Source organism: Metabacillus sp. 84 (genome assembly GCF_050107715.1).
Lineage (GTDB): Bacteria > Bacillota > Bacilli > Bacillales > Bacillaceae > Metabacillus_B.
In genome coordinates this window covers 14,065-30,947 of record NZ_JBNILN010000020.1, presented here as the reverse complement: position 1 = coordinate 30,947, position 16,883 = coordinate 14,065, and the positions used below count along the sequence as shown (strand labels likewise).

Here is a 16,883-nt window from a genome sequence, read left to right as displayed (position 1 = left end):
GTGGGTTGAGTCGGAGGGCGCTTGCTTAGCCCCGACAGACGGTGGAGCTTTCGACCGAGAGGCGCTTCTTAAGGAAGTTCTGTTAAAACCGCGGCATCCTGCCGCAACACAGAACTGACCCGCCTCCCGCGGGCCTGAGAAAGCGAAGCGGCCGAGGGGCTAGCGCCCGGAGCTGGATCCAGAGCGCAAGCCCGGTACCTGAACGAAAATGTGGGTTGAGTCGGAGGGCGCTTGCTTAGCCCCGACAGACGGTGGAGCTTTCGACCGAGAGGCGCTTCTTAAGGAAGTTCTGTTAAAACCGCGGCATCCTGCCGCAACACAGAACTGACCCGCCTCCTGCGGGCCTGAGAAAGCGAAGCGGCCGAGGGGCTAGCGCCCGGAGCTGGATCCAGTGCGCCAGCCCGGTACCTGAACGTAAATGTGGTTTGAGTCAAAGGGCACCAGTTTGCGGAGGTAAGAGAGGGCCGCTTTTCAGCTTCAAAGGTCTGATGAATTTTTCTTCCGATACGTCAAAAGGCAGCCTGCTTCGGGCTGCCTTTTTAAAGTACATATAATAAGATCGAAACCTAGTGCTCCATCTGGCGTGCAAGAAAGCCGGCTGCCGTTTCTACCGCTTTTTTCTCCACCTCTCCAAGGGTTCCCTCTTTTGAAAAGATGACGACTGCGCCAATCGGATCTCCATTGGCAATGATCGGGCCGATTGTATAGGCTTTGACTTCTTCTTTCACTCCTTCAAGCAGCTGGATTTCTCCTGCTTCGGTCTTTAGTACGGAGCTTCTTTCTTCCATTGCTTTTTCAATGTCTTCGCTGATGTTGCGGTTAAGGTATTCTTTCTTAGAGCCGCCTGATACGGCAATAAATGCGTCTCTGTCACATATAAGTACCGGGTTGCCCATGCTGTCGTATAGTGCATCTGCATATTCTCTTGCAAAATCCCCAAGCTCGCTGATTGGAGAGTATTTCTTTAGAATGACTTCCCCGTCACGGTCTACAAAGATCTCCAGCGGATCTCCTTCACGGATACGAAGCGTTCTCCGGATTTCTTTTGGAATGACGACACGACCTAAATCATCAATTCGACGAACTATGCCAGTTGCTTTCATCTATTGCTGCCTCACTTTCATCTGGTGAATTGATACTGGGTGAGTGCTATGCATTTTGCAGCATCCACCCTTTGTTGAGGTTAGTATCCTTCACAATAAAGGGAATATACACACAATAAATGAAAATAAAAGCAAAAGATCAACTGGCGGAAATTTCCTCTTTTTTCACGTTCTGCAGGCCTTTCAGCAATCCGAGCAGGATCGTTAGCCGCTCATCTGCTATAAGCCCCTTAGTCTGGATGGAGATTTTAAGCTTGTTGGCATCCATTCCGAGCCCTACTTTTCTTCCGTATTTGCTGCTTAGCTCGAACAGCTTTTGCCCGTCCGCAAGCTTGCTTGCTGCTTCACTGATAGACATGTGAATGACATCTTTCGCTTCCTTGATTGTTTCCACCTGTTCGCGTACAGCATACAGCTTTGCTTCCGCCACTTTAAAGAGGTAGCCGACCTCTGAAGGATAGGTTCCAAAACGGTCTGTCATCTCCTCCTTCAGTTCAGTAAGGTCCTCAAGGGAAGCAATGCCTCTGAATCGTTTATACATATCGATCTTCTGTTTACCGTCTGCAATGTATGCTTCCGGAATGTAAGCATCCAGGTCAAGGTCAATTTCCGTTTCAAATGCTTTTTCCTTCGGTGCATCACCTTTGCGTTCTTCAATGGCTTCTTTCAGCATCTGGGAATAGAGGTCAAACCCAACTGAGTCTATAAATCCATGCTGCTGGGCGCCAAGAAGGTTTCCCGCTCCTCTGATGGACAAATCCCTCATCGCAATTTTGAACCCGGATCCGAGCTCTGTGAATTCTTTGATGGCCTGCAGTCTTTTCTCTGCAACCTCTGTCAGCACTTTATCCTTGCGGTATGTAAAATACGCATAGGCAACCCGGTTTGAACGGCCGACACGCCCCCTGAGCTGATAAAGCTGGGATAATCCCATTTTGTCCGCATCATAGACGATCAGTGTATTGACGTTCGGAATGTCAACTCCGGTCTCAATAATGGTTGTACTGACTAAAACATCGGACTGGCCTTCAAGGAAGTTGAGCATGACGGATTCAAGCTCGTTTTCCGTCATCTGTCCGTGGGCATACGAGACCCTTGCATCCGGAACCAGCATAGAGATTTCATCTGCTTTCCGGCTGATGTCTTCGACGCGGTTGTAGAGAACGTAGACCTGTCCTCCCCTTGAAAGCTCACGTTCAATCGCTTCTCTGACCAGTCCCCCGTTGTTTTCCACTACATAAGTCTGCACAGGATAACGGTTTTCCGGTGGGGTTTCAATAACAGAAAGGTCCCTTACGCCGAGCATTGACATATGAAGCGTTCTCGGGATTGGGGTGGCTGTCAAAGTCAGCACATCCACATTTGCCTTCATTTGTTTAATTTTTTCCTTATGGGTTACTCCGAAGCGCTGCTCCTCATCAATGATCAGCAGGCCGAGATTTTTATATATTACATCCTTGGAAAGGAGACGGTGGGTGCCGATCACAAGATCAACTGTTCCATTCTCCAGCCCCTTTGTTGTTTCATTCATTTCCTTGCGTGTCCGGAACCGGCTGAGAAGGCCGACCGTCATTGGATAGTCCTGGAACCGCTCACGCACTGTTTCATAATGCTGCTGTGCCAGAATGGTCGTCGGAACAAGGAGGGCAACCTGTCTCCCGTCTGCAATGGCTTTGAAGGCTGCCCGGATGGCAACTTCTGTTTTTCCATAGCCCACATCTCCGCACAACAGGCGGTCCATCGGCCTTTCCCGTTCCATATCCAGCTTGATTTCATGAATGGAGCGGATCTGGTCTTCTGTCTCCTGATAAGGAAAAGCGGCTTCGAAGTCGCGCTGCATCTCCCCGTCTGGAGAGAAGGCATAGCCGACGCTTGCTTCCCTTTCGGCGTACAGCTTAATAAGGTCATCTGCAATATCCTGAACGGACGATTCTACCTTTTTCTTCACCCGCCGCCAATCGTTGCCGCCAAGTTTATAGATCTTCGGTTCTTTTCCTTCAGACCCTACATATTTCTGGACCTGATCAATTTGCTCAACAGGTACGTAAAGTTTATCTGTCCCCTGATAGTGGATATTCAGATAATCCTTATGATTTCCATTGATTTCAAGCGTTTCAATTCCCAGGTATTTACCGATTCCATGGTTAATGTGCACCACGTAATCGCCTGCCTGCAGCTCGGAATAGCTTTTAATCCGTTCTGCATTGGATAGCTTTTGGCGTCTCGGCTGCTTTTTCACACGTTTTTTAAAAAGCTCTTCCTCTGTAATTACGGCCACTTTCTGAAGCGGCAATTCAAAGCCTGTCTGAAGATCTCCCTCCAGAATATAAGCTTTACCGGGCTTTAATGGATCTCCGTCTTTTATAATGGAGGCCTCCATATCATAATCCTTCAGAACTTGTTCAAGCTTCGTGACCCGCTCCGCATTTGCCCCGAGAAATACCGTAATAAACTTTCCTTTGTTCCAGCGGTCCAGTTCACCTTTCAGTACGTTCATCTGACCATGGAAGTTCTGCATCTGCTTGCATGAAACGTTCAGGATGTTCTGAGGGCTTGTATGCGGTACATGCCGCAGGAAAAGGGATAGGTAGACTACGGGGTTGGATGGCTTGACTAACGGCTGTTCATGCGAAATAACCGCCTCATGAACGATCTTTCCGTTTTCAAGCATGCTTGTTATCCAATCACCTTCTTCATTGTCCAGCTGCTCCATCATCTCATGGACCCGGCTGATTTCATCCATAACAATCGTGGATGTTCCTTCAAAATAGTCTAGCAAACTAGCAGGCTTTTCGTAAAAGAAGGAAAGATATTTATGCATCTCTTCTGAAACCTGCCCATCCTTGAGCATCTCCAGTTCATATCGGGTGTTTTGCAGCAGCAGTTCCTTCTGCTGATCACTCTTAAGCTTTTTCAAGGACTTTGAGAGGGCTTCTTCCAGCTTCTGCCCGCAGCGCTCCAAATGCTCCCTCTGAAGGAGGATTTCCTTTGCAGGCCCAAGGCTCACCTGATCCATTTTATGAAGAGAGCGCTGATCCGCAAGATCAAAGGACCGGATCGAGTCCACTTCAATATCAAATAGTTCAATTCTTACAGGGTTTTCTTCAGTAAGAGGATAAATATCAATAATCCCGCCTCTTACACTGAATTCTCCCGGTGTCGAAACCATGTTTGCGCGTTCATATCCAATCTGCCCAAGCCATCTGTACAGAGCATCTGTGTCCAGCTCTTCACCTGCTGAAATAATCTTCTGGCTTGATTTCCACAAATCCTTTGGGGGCAAAAGCCTTCTCAGTGCCGCAGCCGGGGCTACGATAATGCCTTTATTGCCGGACACGAGGTGGTTCAGCACCTCCATCCGCTGAGACATCAGCTCCGGGCTCGCTACAGCCATATCAGAGGCAATCAGTTCATTGACCGGATAAAGAAATACATCCTTCCCCGCTAAATTTGCCAAATCCTCGAAAACCTTCTGCGCCTGATAAAGATTGTGCGTTACGACAAGTACAGATTCTCCTGTTTTCATATATAAAGAGGAGGTGAATAGAGACCTGGCTGAACCTGAAAGCCCAGCCAGCAGCTGTTCCCTAAGCCCTTCCTTCAAGCCGGCAGCAACCGTATTAAAATCTTCATTTTCATAAAAAAATGAGTGCAGACTTTTCATGCCTTTCCCTCCTTCCGCAAAATTTGTCTTTTTCCTGCTCAGCAGACAAATAGAAAAACGCTTTGGGTCTAAAAGCCAAAGCTTTTTATTGTATGAACTTTTCCACTTGATGAAAGGCAGGATTGCGGTCAAGCGCTTCCTGGCAATCCTCGCAAATGGTTTTAACCTCTATATCTCCATTCGACGCGTAGCGGATCATCTCCTGTCTCTCCTCACTGGATAGATGGTGAAATCCCAATTCTCCGCTATGGGCTGCCTCTTTTTCGAGACTGCCTACTTTAACTCCGCAATGCCTGCAATAATAATGGTATGCCATATTTCCTCCATGCGCTTTTTACAGTTAGTATAAACGCTTGAGGAATCCATTATACTTCCTTAACCTGATTATAATCGTTCATCACCTGCAAAAACGGTTTGCCAAGCCATTCTTCACATGCTTCTGCAGAGCGGCTGACTGCACCTTTAATGAGAGGCTGTTCTTCCTTGGAAAAGGTTCCGAGGACATAATCCGGCACCTTCATTCCGCTCGGCGGACGGTCAATTCCAATCCGCACCCGGTTAAATTCCTGGGTTCCGAAATGCTGGATCATGGACTTGATTCCGTTATGTCCGCCTGCGCTTCCCTTAGTGCGCAGCCTGATTTTCCCCGCAGGCAAATCAAGGTCATCATAAATGACAGCCATATCCTCATCCGGAACTTCATAGAAATCCATTAATGGACGCACGCACTCTCCGGACAAGTTCATATATGTAAGCGGCTTAACGAGCAATACCTTCGTACCGTCTGCCATACCCATCCCGTATATTCCGTTAAATTTGGAACGGTCAAGCGGAATAGACAAACGGCGTGACAGTTCATCTATAACCATAAAACCAGCGTTGTGACGTGTTTCTGCATACTGCTTACCCGGGTTCCCGAGTCCAATAAAAACTTTCAAGCCATTCCCACCTTTATCGCTGCATCGGCCGTTCAGCCATTTTAATTGCGTTCTAGCCCTTATTATATTATAGAAAAGTTTTTGAACATAGAAAAGAGGCTGGCCCAAAACAGTCTGCTTGGCCAGCCATCCATAAAGGTTCCTTCTTATTCGCTTTGCTCTTCCCCTTCACGCCCTTCAGCGTTTTCAGGTTCACCAGGCTCCTGCTCTTCGCCGGAATCAATTTCTTCTTCAGCTTGAGGAGGAAGAATAGAAGCAATCACTTCATCGTCTTCATTGTTGATGGTATATTTTTTCTCATCCTTCAAATCAGATACAGTAATGGTATCGTTGACAGCCAGGTTTGAGATATCCACCTCTATACTTTGAGGAATATCGCTCGGTTTAGCTGTGACAGATACTTGGTAAAGCGGCTGCTGAAGCACTCCGCCATCTTTTACTCCCTGGGCGTCACCGGTTAAGTGAAGCGGCACTTCCACATCCACTTCAGAATCCAGATTAACTGCAAGGAAATCCGCATGAAGGATCTCATTTTTCATAGTATCCATCTGCATATCATTCACCATGACAGAATGCGTTTTACCGTCCACATCAAGCTTAATGATGGCATTGCGGCCTTCATCACGCAATGTTTTCAGCAGGTCAATGCTGTCAAGGGATACCGCTTTGTTTTCTGTTTTATATCCGTATATGATGCCAGGCACATGGCCTTGCAAACGAATAGCTCTTGTAGCAGAGTTTTTTAAATTTTTTCTTTCCTGTGCTTTAATGGTTGTGCTCATGTCCTACACCTTCCTAACATCGTGATAAATTGCTTATTATAGTCAATTCCCACAATTAAGCCGGTCTAAACATAAGATCTTAAAGCCGATACTGAAAAAATCCGCCCGCTGTCTTAATCAAAAAGCGTGCTTACTGACTGCTCTTCATGGACGCGAATGATGGCTTCTCCAATTAAAGGCGCAACGGAAAGCTCGATTACCTTGCTGATTTTCTTTTCTTCAGGCAGGCTGATTGAGTTGGTTACGACAAGCTCTTTAATTTTGGAATTTTCGATTCTTTCAATCGCAGGACCGGAAAGAACAGGATGCGTACAGCATGCATATACTTCCGATGCTCCATTTTCAACAAGTGCATTGGCAGCAAGAGTGATGGTACCGGCTGTATCGATAATATCATCAATCAGGATAGCCGTCTTTCCTTCGACATTACCGACAATGTTCATTACTTCTGAGACATTCGGGCGAGGCCGGCGTTTATCAATAATCGCAATCGGCGCTTTCAGGCGGTCAGCGAGTTTGCGGGCTCTTGTAACCCCTCCGTGATCAGGTGAAACGATGACGATGTCTTTAAGGTCCTTTTTGCTGAAATAGTCTCCAAGAATTGGCACACCCATTAAATGGTCAATCAGAATATCAAAGAAACCTTGGATCTGAGGCGCATGCAAATCAAGGGTAATCACACGGTTCGCACCGGCTGTTTCCAGAAGATTTGCTACAAGCTTCGCTGTAATCGGCTCGCGTGCACGGGCTTTACGGTCCTGTCGTGCATAACCGTAGTAAGGCATCACAATATTGATCGTTTTAGCCGAAGCACGCTTTAGCGCATCAATCATAATTAAAAGCTCCATCAAGTGTTCATTTACCGGTCCACTTGTAGACTGAATGATGTACACATCACAGCCGCGGATACTTTCTTCAATGTTGATTTGGATCTCCCCGTCACTGAAACGGGTTACTGAGCATTTTCCAAGCTGAACGCCAACTACGCTTGCGATATCCTCTGCAAGGGCAGGATTGGAATTCAATGAGAAAATCTTTAAATTTGCATCGCCGTACTGATTTGACATAATGTGGTGAACCTCCAATTAGGATATAGAATTTTGATTCATACTCAGCCGGCCGACATAGTCCTCTTTATTGACTTGTCGGGCGCGTGCAACCGATAGCGCTTGTCCCGGCACATCTTCAGTAATCGTCGAGCCTGCTGCGACATAGGCTCCCTGACCAATGGTTACCGGTGCAATCAAGTTGGAATTGCATCCGATAAACGCCCCATCTTCCACCTTTGTCAGTGCTTTATTTTTCCCATCATAATTAACCGTGATCGAACCGCATCCGAGATTCACATCTGCTCCGATTTCCGCATCCCCGATGTAGCTCAAGTGGGAGGCTTTGCTTCCTTTGCCCATCGCTGATTTCTTTACTTCCACAAAGTTGCCGATCTTCACTTCATCAGCAATGGAAGATTGCGGGCGAATATGAGCAAACGGCCCTACGGCTGCTTCATTACCGATTTCACTGTCATGGACTACAGATTGGCGGATGACAGTCCGGTCCCCGATCACACTGTCTTTAATTTCAGAGTTTGGACCGATCTCACAGTCCTCTCCGATTTTCACATCCCCTTTAATGATTGTTCCCGGGTAAATAACTGTATCTCTGCCGATCACAGCATCCGCTGAAATGTAGGTCTGTTCAGGGTCAATCAGGGTAACTCCGCTGCGCATGTGGGAGATGTTGATGCGTTTTTTCATATATTTTTCCGCTTGAGAGAGCGCTGCCCGGTCATTAACACCCAGAGATTCCTCGAAAGAATCCGTCTGGTAGGCTGAAACGATTTCACCTTCGTTTTTGAGGATTTCAATTACATCAGGCAGATAGTATTCTCCCTGCACGTTATCATTTGAAACCTTGCTCAATGTTTCAAAAAGCAGTTTGTTATCAAAGCAGTATGTACCTGTGTTAATTTCATCAATCCTGCGTTCTTCTGCTGTAGCATCCTTGTGCTCGACAATCTTCTCAACAAGCCCGGCATCATTGCGGACAATCCGTCCGTATCCTGCTGGATCCTCTGCCTTTACTGTCAAAATTGTAGCTTTGGAGTTTGTCTCGCTGTGATGGGAAAGCAGATTCTCCATCGTCTCAGATGTAATCAGCGGAGTGTCGCCGCATACAACGATCGTTGTGCCTTCAAGATCATTCAGCTGGCTTGAAGCCTGCATGACCGCATGAGCGGTTCCAAGCTGCTCGCTTTGCAAAGCATATTCACTTTTTTCTCCAAGCTGAGCCTTTACCATGTCTGCCCCGTGTCCAATAATGGTTACCATTTTGCTGAGATTCAATTTGGACATTTCATCTGCTACATGCTGAACCATTGGTTTGCCGCATACAGGGTGTAAAACTTTATAAAGCTTGGACTTCATACGTGTACCTTGACCAGCTGCCAGAACGACTGCATAACGATTTTCCATGTGTAAGCCTCCCAAGTATCCCTATTTATCCATTAAAAAATATATCTTAAATAAGGCTTCTTTTCAAGGCAGGAACAAAAAGTACCAATATATTTCACATTCTCAAAACAGCGGATGGGACTATCATAGCGGGAGTTTAGAAAGGATAAACTGGAGGATTTCTGGAAGCGGAGAAGACAGCAGCGCATAAGTAAACCCCTGTTACACTGTAACAAGGGCATCATATTTTAGGAAGCACCTGCTTCTTCAAATTCAACTTCTTCCATTTCTCCAAGCCTGTGGTACTCATTCAATACAGCTTCCTGAATTTTGCCGCGCGTCCCGGAATTTATAGGATGGGCAATATCGCGGAATTCTCCATCAGGAGTTCTTTTGCTTGGCATTGCAACAAATAAGCCATTATTCCCATCGATTACACGAATGTCATGTACAACAAATTCGTGATCAAGAGTAATGGATGCAATGGCTCTCATGCGGCCTTCTGTGTTTACGCGGCGTAATCTTACGTCAGTCACTTCCATTATGTTCACCACCTTTTCCCTGGATGAAAAACTTTACAGTATGAATTCCACGGAAATTTCTGAAATCCTGCAAGATGTGGAATTTTTTTTGAAAAATCAGGGAAAGGTAGGAAGGTTTTCTTATTGACTTGGGTATATTACTTAGTTAGAGCAATGCATTCAATCTCAATTAGTGCGTCTTTTGGCAGTCTGGCCACTTCCACACAGGATCGTGCAGGCTTGTGTGTATGAAAATATTCCCCATACACTTCATTGATCTCACCAAAATCATTCATATCTTTAATAAAAACAGTCGCTTTTACAACCTGCTCAAGCGAGCTCCCGGCTTGTTCGAGTACCGCTTTAAGATTAGCAAAAACCTGGCGGGTCTGGATTTTCACATCTCCAGAGACCATTTCCCCATCTGCTTTCAGAGGGATCTGACCGGAAGTAAAGACCAGGTTGTTCACAATCATCCCCTGGGAATAAGGGCCGATCGCTGCAGGCGCTTTAGCTGTTTGAATGATTTCCATTTTTCATCCGCTCCTTTATTTGGCAGGCTGTTAATGAGTTAACTATTTAGTGGAAATCCGGCCGGCTGCCGCGAACCATGTATGCGCTGACAAGACAGGTTTATTTTTTTGCAAAATCAAAAAAATTGCCTTCCTGCAGTTCAATCTGTTTGCCCTTCACATCGACACCGGTTAATTTGACAAGCGAAATGTATTCATCCACGAGCCTTTCTTCCGCGCCTTCCGTTTCTACCAATACGCCAATGCCCGCAACCTTAGCCTGAAACTCGTCCAGAAGGCTGACCATTCCATTAATGGTCCCGCCGGCTTTCATAAAGTCATCAATGATCAGCACGTTGGAGCCTTCCTTGAGACTTCTTTTTGCCAGAACCATTGTCTGAATCCTTTTGGATGAACCGGACACATAATTAATGCTGACCGTAGAACCCTCTGTGACCTTACTGTCCCTTCTCACAATAATAACGGGGACATTTAAGTCGTTTGCAGCAGCATAAGCGAGAGGAATGCCTTTCGTTGCTACAGTCATGACAACATCGATTTCCCGGTCGGCAAAAACGGATGCGAACATTCTGCCGACCTTGTTGACCAAAGCCGGATCTCCGAGAATATCGGTCAGATACAGATATCCCCCCGGAAGAAGCCGATCCGGCGCCGCCATCCGGCCTTTAAGAGAATCAATAATGGCACGGGCTTCTTCGTGATGCATGCCGGGCACAAATTTCACTCCCCCGGCTGCTCCCGGGACGGTTTGCAGGGACCCGACTCCCTGCTGTTCAAACGTCTGCTTAATAATGGTTAAATCTTCACTGATCGATGATTTTGCAGACTGGTATCTTTCTGAAAAATACGTAAGAGGGACAAGCGAATGCGGATGATTAAGCATATAATTCGTCATGTCCACGAGTCTGCCGCTTCGACGAAGCTTCATGGAATAACCCCCAAAATCCGAATATTGTTAAAGATAATATATCTTAATATACGGATTTAATCAAGTTCACATCGCTCACCCAGCATTCTTACAGCAAATACCTGATCGCAAAATCCCCTGAGACCATTGTAGATGCGGTGAACCTTTGATTCATACTGGACGAGTCCAAAGACGGTCGGTCCGCTTCCGCTCATTAAAACGGCGTCTGCTCCGAACCGTTTCATCTGGTCCTTGATCATTGCCACTTCAGGCTGCATGTTTAGAGTAACGGTCTCTAAAACGTTCCCCATGTTTCTGCAGATTCCTTCGTAGTCCTTTTCCTGGATTGCTTCAACCATTCTGCCTGTATGAGGATGGACAACTCGGTCAAGCCTAAGCCCGCGGTAGACATCTGCTGTCGATACCCCCGCTGCTGGCTTGGCCAATATAACCCAGCAGTGCGGCGGAGCTTCAATATGACGGATTTTTTCGCCTCTGCCGGTAGCCAGTGCGGTGCCCCCGTACACACAGAAAGAAACATCAGAACCAATCTCGGCTCCGATTACCGCCAGTTCATCAAGAGATAAACCGAGGTTCCATAACCGATTCAGCCCTCTCAGAGCAGCTGCGGCATCACTGCTGCCGCCTGCAAGTCCTGCTGCAACCGGAATAACCTTTGTAATGCCGATGGATACTCCGCGCTTAATGCCATAGCGCTCCTTCAGGATACTCGCCGCCTGGTACGCCAGATTCCGGTGATCATCCGGAACAAACCGGTTATGCGAAGTAATCGTAATTCCCCCGGAAGGACCCAGGTCAATCAATTCAATCCTGTCAGCCAGATCGATTGTCGTCATTACCATTTCCACTTCATGAAATCCATCTTTTCTTTTATGTAAAACATCCAGTGATAAATTAATTTTCGCTGGCGCTTTTTCGAGAATACGCATTCTTTCACCTGCTTCTAAAACGAACTAAAATTGTATCCACATTGTACCACAAAAAGAAGAGAAATATTGCTGTTTTTCGACAGGATCAGCAGGTCCTGCAAGCATTGGGAAAGATTCCATGCCTTAAAGAGAGTTCCTCTGCGTCTTTTTTTCTCTTGCGGATTGTCCGCATCTGCCCGGGCTTAAAGCAGATGTTTCAGCCCGGGCAGGCGCAGCAGTCAGATGGATGTTCTTAAAATCACTTTTTCCTTTAGAGAAAATCTTAAACATGTACCGGTGTTTTTTATGGATAGGCACCGCTGGCAGAGGGACTGAAACAAAAACGAGCAGCCCCTAAAAGAGGCTGCTCGCATCATCAGCGTGAATTCATCTGGGAGGCCATATGCTCTTTTGCAAGCTCTACGGCTCTTTTCGTCATGTTGCCGGCATCTCTGGAACGGATTCCGCCCCAGCCTTCGCTCATTACGGTTTCGTAAAAGCCTAAATCCTTCGCAAGCTCATACTTAAAACTTTCCGTCATGACTCCTTTTCTTCTGCCCATGAATCGAACCCCCTCATGAATGCTGGATCATGCCCGGCATAGCCAGGACACGCTTAGTATGCTCCACAGGGGGGATTGTACTGCCTTGAATATATGTAAAGAAAGGCGAAATCAGGGAGCATATAAAGAATGGTGCTGAAATCCGGCAGGCGAAAGGGCTCCTTTTTTCCAATAAAAAAAGCAGCAAACAAATTGTCTACTGCCCGCTTAAAGCCAATGCTCCTGATGCATCTTCAAAAAAAGTTAATTGAACAGTTTCGGTGAGAACATCTGCATAGCTGTATGATACTCTTTCAAAAGCATTTTCATCCTGATCCAATTCTACGATAAAGACGGATGGATAGGTCTCAGCAAGCACCCCGGATCTCTCCACGGTCTTTCTGCGTCCTCCATTTGCCTTCAATGTCAATCTTTTGCCCAGATTCAAATCCAATGTGTTTTTGATATCGGTTAAAGTCTTCGCCATTGCATCCACCTCACTGTTAACCATTATACCTCTTTAGCGCTCTAAAGTCAAATAAAATTTAAATTATACAGTCGCTAAACAGCATTGTCAACAAAATTATTTCTACAATATGTTCTAACCTTCGCACCTATTATGCACTTCCATCCGTGCTTTTATGTAAATATTTTCAGGAATATTAAATTTATGCACCAAAATAAAAACCGCTCATAGAAAGCGGTTTTACTCCTGCACGGTCTGAATTCGTTTATATGGCATGCCCGTGCGGAGCACACCTTTTGTTTCGACCCCTCCAAGCCCCTTCTCTCTTGTGAGGGTATTCCGGAGAACGTCCCAAACGTTGATCCTCTCAATAAAAGGGGTAAAGCTTATTTTTGCAACAATATAAACAGGATCCAGAGCATGAATATTGACTCTGGAAGGTGAGCTTGCAAAATTAGCTCCAGCCCTGATCAGCGATTCAAAATGGGACTGGCACGCTCCTGCAAAAATCACGAGCTGATCCAAATTGGGAATGCGGCTCCTTGCGTTCATAACCGCCTGCACAAAATGCTTTGAATGCCGGTATGCCTCCAAATCACTCATACTTCCTTTGTGCTTGGAATACGCATCATGGCCGGTAACAACCAAAATATCAGGACGGAATTGGGCAAGCAGCGCGCCCACCTTTTCCGGCATCTCTTTTTCCAGACAGTGGACACCGTGAACGGGAACTCCGATTTTTTCATACAGCGATAAGCACTTCTGAAGATAGACCGGATCTCCATCCATATGAAGAACCTTCCCAGGCACGTGAAAAAAATCCTCCTGATGGCTATAGCTCGCAGTAGCGTAATACTCTCTTTTTTCTTTCAGCAGCTGATAATCCTGCTCTAGCAGGAAAAGAGACTGATCAAGCTTTTCCTTCTGCTGAACATGACGCTGGTTCAGCTCCCGCTGACTGATCGCCACAAGGTCGGAACATGGGGCATCCGCAATCAGCCGGAACTCCTCTCCATAAAGAACCGCAACCGTTTCTCCGCTCTCATCCGCTTTTAAATCAATCACACGAAAGAGCATATCTAAATGATACGATTTACGCGCAACAACATCCCCTATAGTAAATGACATATCCTCACTCCAAAACAGGAATTTTGGAACACACCTGCAAATCGATCCTTTCTTAGCCTATGTAGGAAAACGCGTTTGGTGAAAAGAAATGCGGAGGGCGCTTGCTTAGGCTTGAAGGACGTGGGCTGCTCGGATGGGAGGCGTCTTTTGACTCGACCGGGGGAGAGAATCGGCCAAAAGCCTAACGCCCGGAGCTGGACAACAAAGAAAAGCGGAGGGCGCTTGCTCAGGCTTGAAGGACGTGGGCTGCTCGGACGGGAGGCGTCTTTTGCCTTGACCGGGGGAGAGAAGCGGCCGCTTAGGGATGATTTGCTTGTATGGGGGTGTCTGGCTCTCACGCTGGGAAAAGCTAATGCTCCCGCACCGTTTCTTTCTCCAATCGAATGTGCCACAAATTTTATAGAAGCAGGTACAAGCCCCTGCTTCTTATCGTTGTTCTAGTTTTTAAGTCTTGGTTGGTGACGTAATATGTATTTACTCTCTGCAGCGACTTTCAGCTTTCGGGTCTCTGTTTTGATAAGATATTTCGTGTTGGAGCACCTTTTAGCCCATTCAGCGGGACATTTAGGGCCTCCTGTGTACGGAACCGCCTGTTTTAGGTGATACTTGAGCGGCTCCGGGGCGCGAATGCGTAAGATATCGACCCAGATTCAATTATATCGACCGGTACTCCTAATAAATCGACCGAAACTTTATTATATCGACCTATTTCACCTATATATCGACCTACTTCACCCATATATCGACTTCTCGACAAATTATGCTACATGCCTTCTCGAAACAGCGCAATGGCGTCGTGTTAATTCCCGTTTTGCTGCTCTGGCACCGCTTTTCCACATAGCATTCACAGTGAGGTCAGCCCTTTTAGCCCATTCAGCGGGGCATTTTGGGCCTCCTGTGTACGGAACCGCCTGTTTTAGGTGATACTTAAGCGGCTCCGGGGTGCGAATGCGTAAGATATCGACCCAGATTAAATTATATCGACCGGTACTCCTAATAAATCGACCGAAATTTTATTATATCGACCTATTCCACCTATATATCGACCTACTTCACCCATATATCGACTTCTCGACAAATTATGCTACATGCCTTCTCGAAACCGCGCAAGGGCATCGTGTTAATTCCCGTTTTGCTGCTCCGGCACCGCTTTTCCATCTAGCGTTCACAGGGGGCCGCATGGAAGACCCCCGCCTTGCTATTCATAATGCTGGCGGTACACCATTCCCGCTCAAAGGAACCTAAAAAAGACCGGTCCTGAAAAGATTTCACCTCTTTTCAGGCCGGCCGCAGCAATCCTTATTTCGTTTTCAGCAGCGGATAAAGCACATCGGATGCTTTTGCAAATTCCTCGATAGTCAGCGATTCTCCCCGGCGTCTTGGATCGATGCCTGCATCATTCAGCTGCTGCTCCAATTCCTCTTTAATAGCTTTTCCGACAGGATATTGCTGGAGAATGTTGTTCATCAGCGTTTTTCTTCTTTGAGCAAACGAAGCTCTCATCAGTTCGAAGAAAAAATCTTCGTTTTGCATTTCAGCAGCCGGTTTATCCCTCTTCAGCAGACGAATCACAGCGGAGTCTACATTCGGCTGGGGAATGAATACCGTCTTAGGAACCGTCATAACCGTTTTTGCTTCCGTATAATACTGAATCGCAATAGAAAGAGAGCCGTACTCCTTTGTAGAGGCTGCTGCAGCGATCCGGTCGGCAACCTCCTTCTGAAGCATGACCACAATTCCCTTTAGCGGAAGCTGATCTTCGAGAAGCTTCATAATAATCGGTGTCGTCACATAATAAGGAAGGTTGGCTACTACCATCACTTCTTTGCAGTCTTTAAATTCTTCTTCGATTACTTGCCTTACGTTCGCCTTCAGAACGTCTTCGTGAATGATTTTAACATTGGTGCAGGAGGCCAGCGTATCACTAAGGATGGGCAGCAGGCGCTGGTCAATCTCGAAGGCGACTACTTTTTTTGCCCGTTTGGCAAGCTGTTCAGTCAGCGCTCCGATTCCGGGGCCGATTTCAATCACCCCGGTTTCTTCCCCTACCTCTGCATGATCAACGATCCGGTGCAGAACATTTGTATCAATTAAAAAGTTCTGGCCAAGGCTCTTTTTAAAAGAAAATCCGTATTTTTTTAATATCTCTTTTGTGCGTGCCGGAGTGGCGATATCTTTAGTCATGTTTTTCTTCCTCCTGCAGGATCCTGTTCATTGCGTCTTCATAATGGTTTCTGGATATCTGAAACATCTGCAGTCTTTTCAGCAGCTGTTTACCGTTTGTGTAGCCGATTTTTAATTCCGTTCCAAGTTTTTCTCTGCGCACCTTGGCCAACGGATGTCCGATAAGGCCGTATTGAAGGAGGTCTTCCTGGCTCCAGTCAGAAGGGATCTCTGCCATTTCTGCCTTCACTTCTCTCAAGGCTTCTCTAATGGCCTCAGGAGAAGCATGCTCAACCCCAATTCCGCGTCCTTTTTTGGGGCGCGCATCCGCTTTTTCGATGAATGCATGCTTGCAGCCTGGAACTGCTTCAGCCACCGTCTTTCTTATCTTTTCTCCCGGAAAATCGGGATCGGTAAAAATAATAACGCCTCTGCCTGCCTGGGCAAGCCTGACCCGCTCCAGCACATCGTCTCCGATCGCGGATCCATTTGTTTCTATTGTATCTGCAGTGACGGCTCTTTTAATGGCGACTGTATCGTCGCGCCCCTCCACTACAATGATTTCTTTTATTTTCATTTTTTCCTCCAAATCATGAAACTTTCGGAATTCCTGAATCGTCTTATATTCGAAAGTCAATTATCGTTATTATAACGCAACATCCATGTTAAATATAATCCCTCTGTTTTCCCTTCAGCGGTTAAAATCCATAAAAAAGACAGAGGGGATCGTCCCTCTGTCTGTATACATTCAGCGGCTG

The 16,883-nt window shown here is 46.5% G+C and carries 17 protein-coding genes; 1 reads left to right on the top strand and 16 read right to left on the bottom strand.

Annotation, left to right across the window (positions count from 1 at the left end; translation table 11 throughout):
• Positions 1 to 566 precede the first annotated feature (566 nt).
• From spoVT to yabG, 14 genes are all read right to left on the bottom strand, one after another.
• Entirely contained in the window at positions 567 to 1,103 is a 537-nt protein-coding gene (gene spoVT / locus ACQCV8_RS19565; protein ID WP_426847137.1) for a stage V sporulation protein T, read from the bottom strand.
• A gap of 139 nt (positions 1,104 to 1,242) precedes the next feature.
• On the bottom strand, positions 1,243 to 4,767 hold the full coding sequence (gene mfd, locus ACQCV8_RS19560) for a transcription-repair coupling factor (RefSeq protein ID WP_426847136.1): 3,525 nt from the start codon (positions 4,765 to 4,767) through the stop codon (positions 1,243 to 1,245).
• 85 nt (positions 4,768 to 4,852) lie between these two features.
• On the bottom strand, positions 4,853 to 5,083 hold the full coding sequence (locus tag ACQCV8_RS19555) for an anti-sigma-F factor Fin family protein (RefSeq protein ID WP_426847135.1): 231 nt from the start codon (positions 5,081 to 5,083) through the stop codon (positions 4,853 to 4,855).
• Positions 5,084 to 5,132: 49 nt separating this feature from the next.
• Entirely contained in the window at positions 5,133 to 5,705 is a 573-nt protein-coding gene (pth, locus tag ACQCV8_RS19550; protein WP_426847134.1) for an aminoacyl-tRNA hydrolase, read from the bottom strand.
• Between the two features lie 146 nt (positions 5,706 to 5,851).
• The gene (locus ACQCV8_RS19545) at positions 5,852 to 6,487 is read right to left on the bottom strand and encodes a 50S ribosomal protein L25/general stress protein Ctc (protein ID WP_426847133.1); all 636 of its coding nucleotides are present in this window, start codon (positions 6,485 to 6,487) and stop codon (positions 5,852 to 5,854) included.
• 113 nt (positions 6,488 to 6,600) lie between these two features.
• Complete coding sequence (locus ACQCV8_RS19540) at positions 6,601 to 7,554, bottom strand: ribose-phosphate diphosphokinase (protein WP_426847132.1); 954 nt, start codon at positions 7,552 to 7,554, stop codon at positions 6,601 to 6,603.
• An 18-nt stretch (positions 7,555 to 7,572) separates the two neighbouring features.
• Positions 7,573 to 8,958, bottom strand: a complete 1,386-nt coding sequence (gene glmU, locus ACQCV8_RS19535) for a bifunctional UDP-N-acetylglucosamine diphosphorylase/glucosamine-1-phosphate N-acetyltransferase GlmU (protein WP_426847131.1) — start codon at positions 8,956 to 8,958, stop codon at positions 7,573 to 7,575.
• 227 nt (positions 8,959 to 9,185) lie between these two features.
• A complete protein-coding gene (gene spoVG, locus ACQCV8_RS19530) occupies positions 9,186 to 9,479 on the bottom strand; it encodes a septation regulator SpoVG (protein WP_426847130.1) in 294 nt (97 codons plus the stop codon).
• Between the two features lie 137 nt (positions 9,480 to 9,616).
• On the bottom strand, positions 9,617 to 9,991 hold the full coding sequence (locus tag ACQCV8_RS19525; RefSeq protein WP_426847129.1) for a RidA family protein: 375 nt from the start codon (positions 9,989 to 9,991) through the stop codon (positions 9,617 to 9,619).
• Positions 9,992 to 10,091: 100 nt separating this feature from the next.
• On the bottom strand, positions 10,092 to 10,919 hold the full coding sequence (gene purR, locus ACQCV8_RS19520; protein ID WP_426847128.1) for a pur operon repressor: 828 nt from the start codon (positions 10,917 to 10,919) through the stop codon (positions 10,092 to 10,094).
• Between the two features lie 56 nt (positions 10,920 to 10,975).
• On the bottom strand, positions 10,976 to 11,848 hold the full coding sequence (ispE, locus tag ACQCV8_RS19515) for a 4-(cytidine 5'-diphospho)-2-C-methyl-D-erythritol kinase (protein WP_426847127.1): 873 nt from the start codon (positions 11,846 to 11,848) through the stop codon (positions 10,976 to 10,978).
• A 355-nt stretch (positions 11,849 to 12,203) separates the two neighbouring features.
• Positions 12,204 to 12,389, bottom strand: a complete 186-nt coding sequence (locus tag ACQCV8_RS19510) for a small, acid-soluble spore protein, alpha/beta type (protein ID WP_426847126.1) — start codon at positions 12,387 to 12,389, stop codon at positions 12,204 to 12,206.
• A gap of 196 nt (positions 12,390 to 12,585) precedes the next feature.
• Positions 12,586 to 12,855: a biofilm formation stimulator Veg gene (veg, locus tag ACQCV8_RS19505; protein ID WP_426847142.1), complete on the bottom strand. Its 270-nt coding sequence runs from the start codon at positions 12,853 to 12,855 to the stop codon at positions 12,586 to 12,588.
• 219 nt (positions 12,856 to 13,074) lie between these two features.
• Positions 13,075 to 13,962, bottom strand: a complete 888-nt coding sequence (gene yabG / locus ACQCV8_RS19500; protein ID WP_426847125.1) for a sporulation peptidase YabG — start codon at positions 13,960 to 13,962, stop codon at positions 13,075 to 13,077.
• A 147-nt stretch (positions 13,963 to 14,109) separates the two neighbouring features.
• Between yabG and ACQCV8_RS19495 the strand changes: the two genes are divergently transcribed.
• A complete protein-coding gene (locus ACQCV8_RS19495; RefSeq protein WP_426847124.1) occupies positions 14,110 to 14,403 on the top strand; it encodes a hypothetical protein in 294 nt (97 codons plus the stop codon).
• Positions 14,404 to 15,261: 858 nt separating this feature from the next.
• On the opposite strand, the gene rsmA is transcribed toward ACQCV8_RS19495, so the two are convergent.
• On the bottom strand, positions 15,262 to 16,146 hold the full coding sequence (gene rsmA, locus ACQCV8_RS19490; protein WP_426847123.1) for a 16S rRNA (adenine(1518)-N(6)/adenine(1519)-N(6))-dimethyltransferase RsmA: 885 nt from the start codon (positions 16,144 to 16,146) through the stop codon (positions 15,262 to 15,264).
• The gene (rnmV, locus tag ACQCV8_RS19485; RefSeq protein ID WP_426847122.1) at positions 16,139 to 16,702 is read right to left on the bottom strand and encodes a ribonuclease M5; all 564 of its coding nucleotides are present in this window, start codon (positions 16,700 to 16,702) and stop codon (positions 16,139 to 16,141) included. The genes rsmA and rnmV overlap by 8 nt, the downstream gene beginning before the upstream one ends.
• Positions 16,703 to 16,883 lie beyond the last annotated feature (181 nt).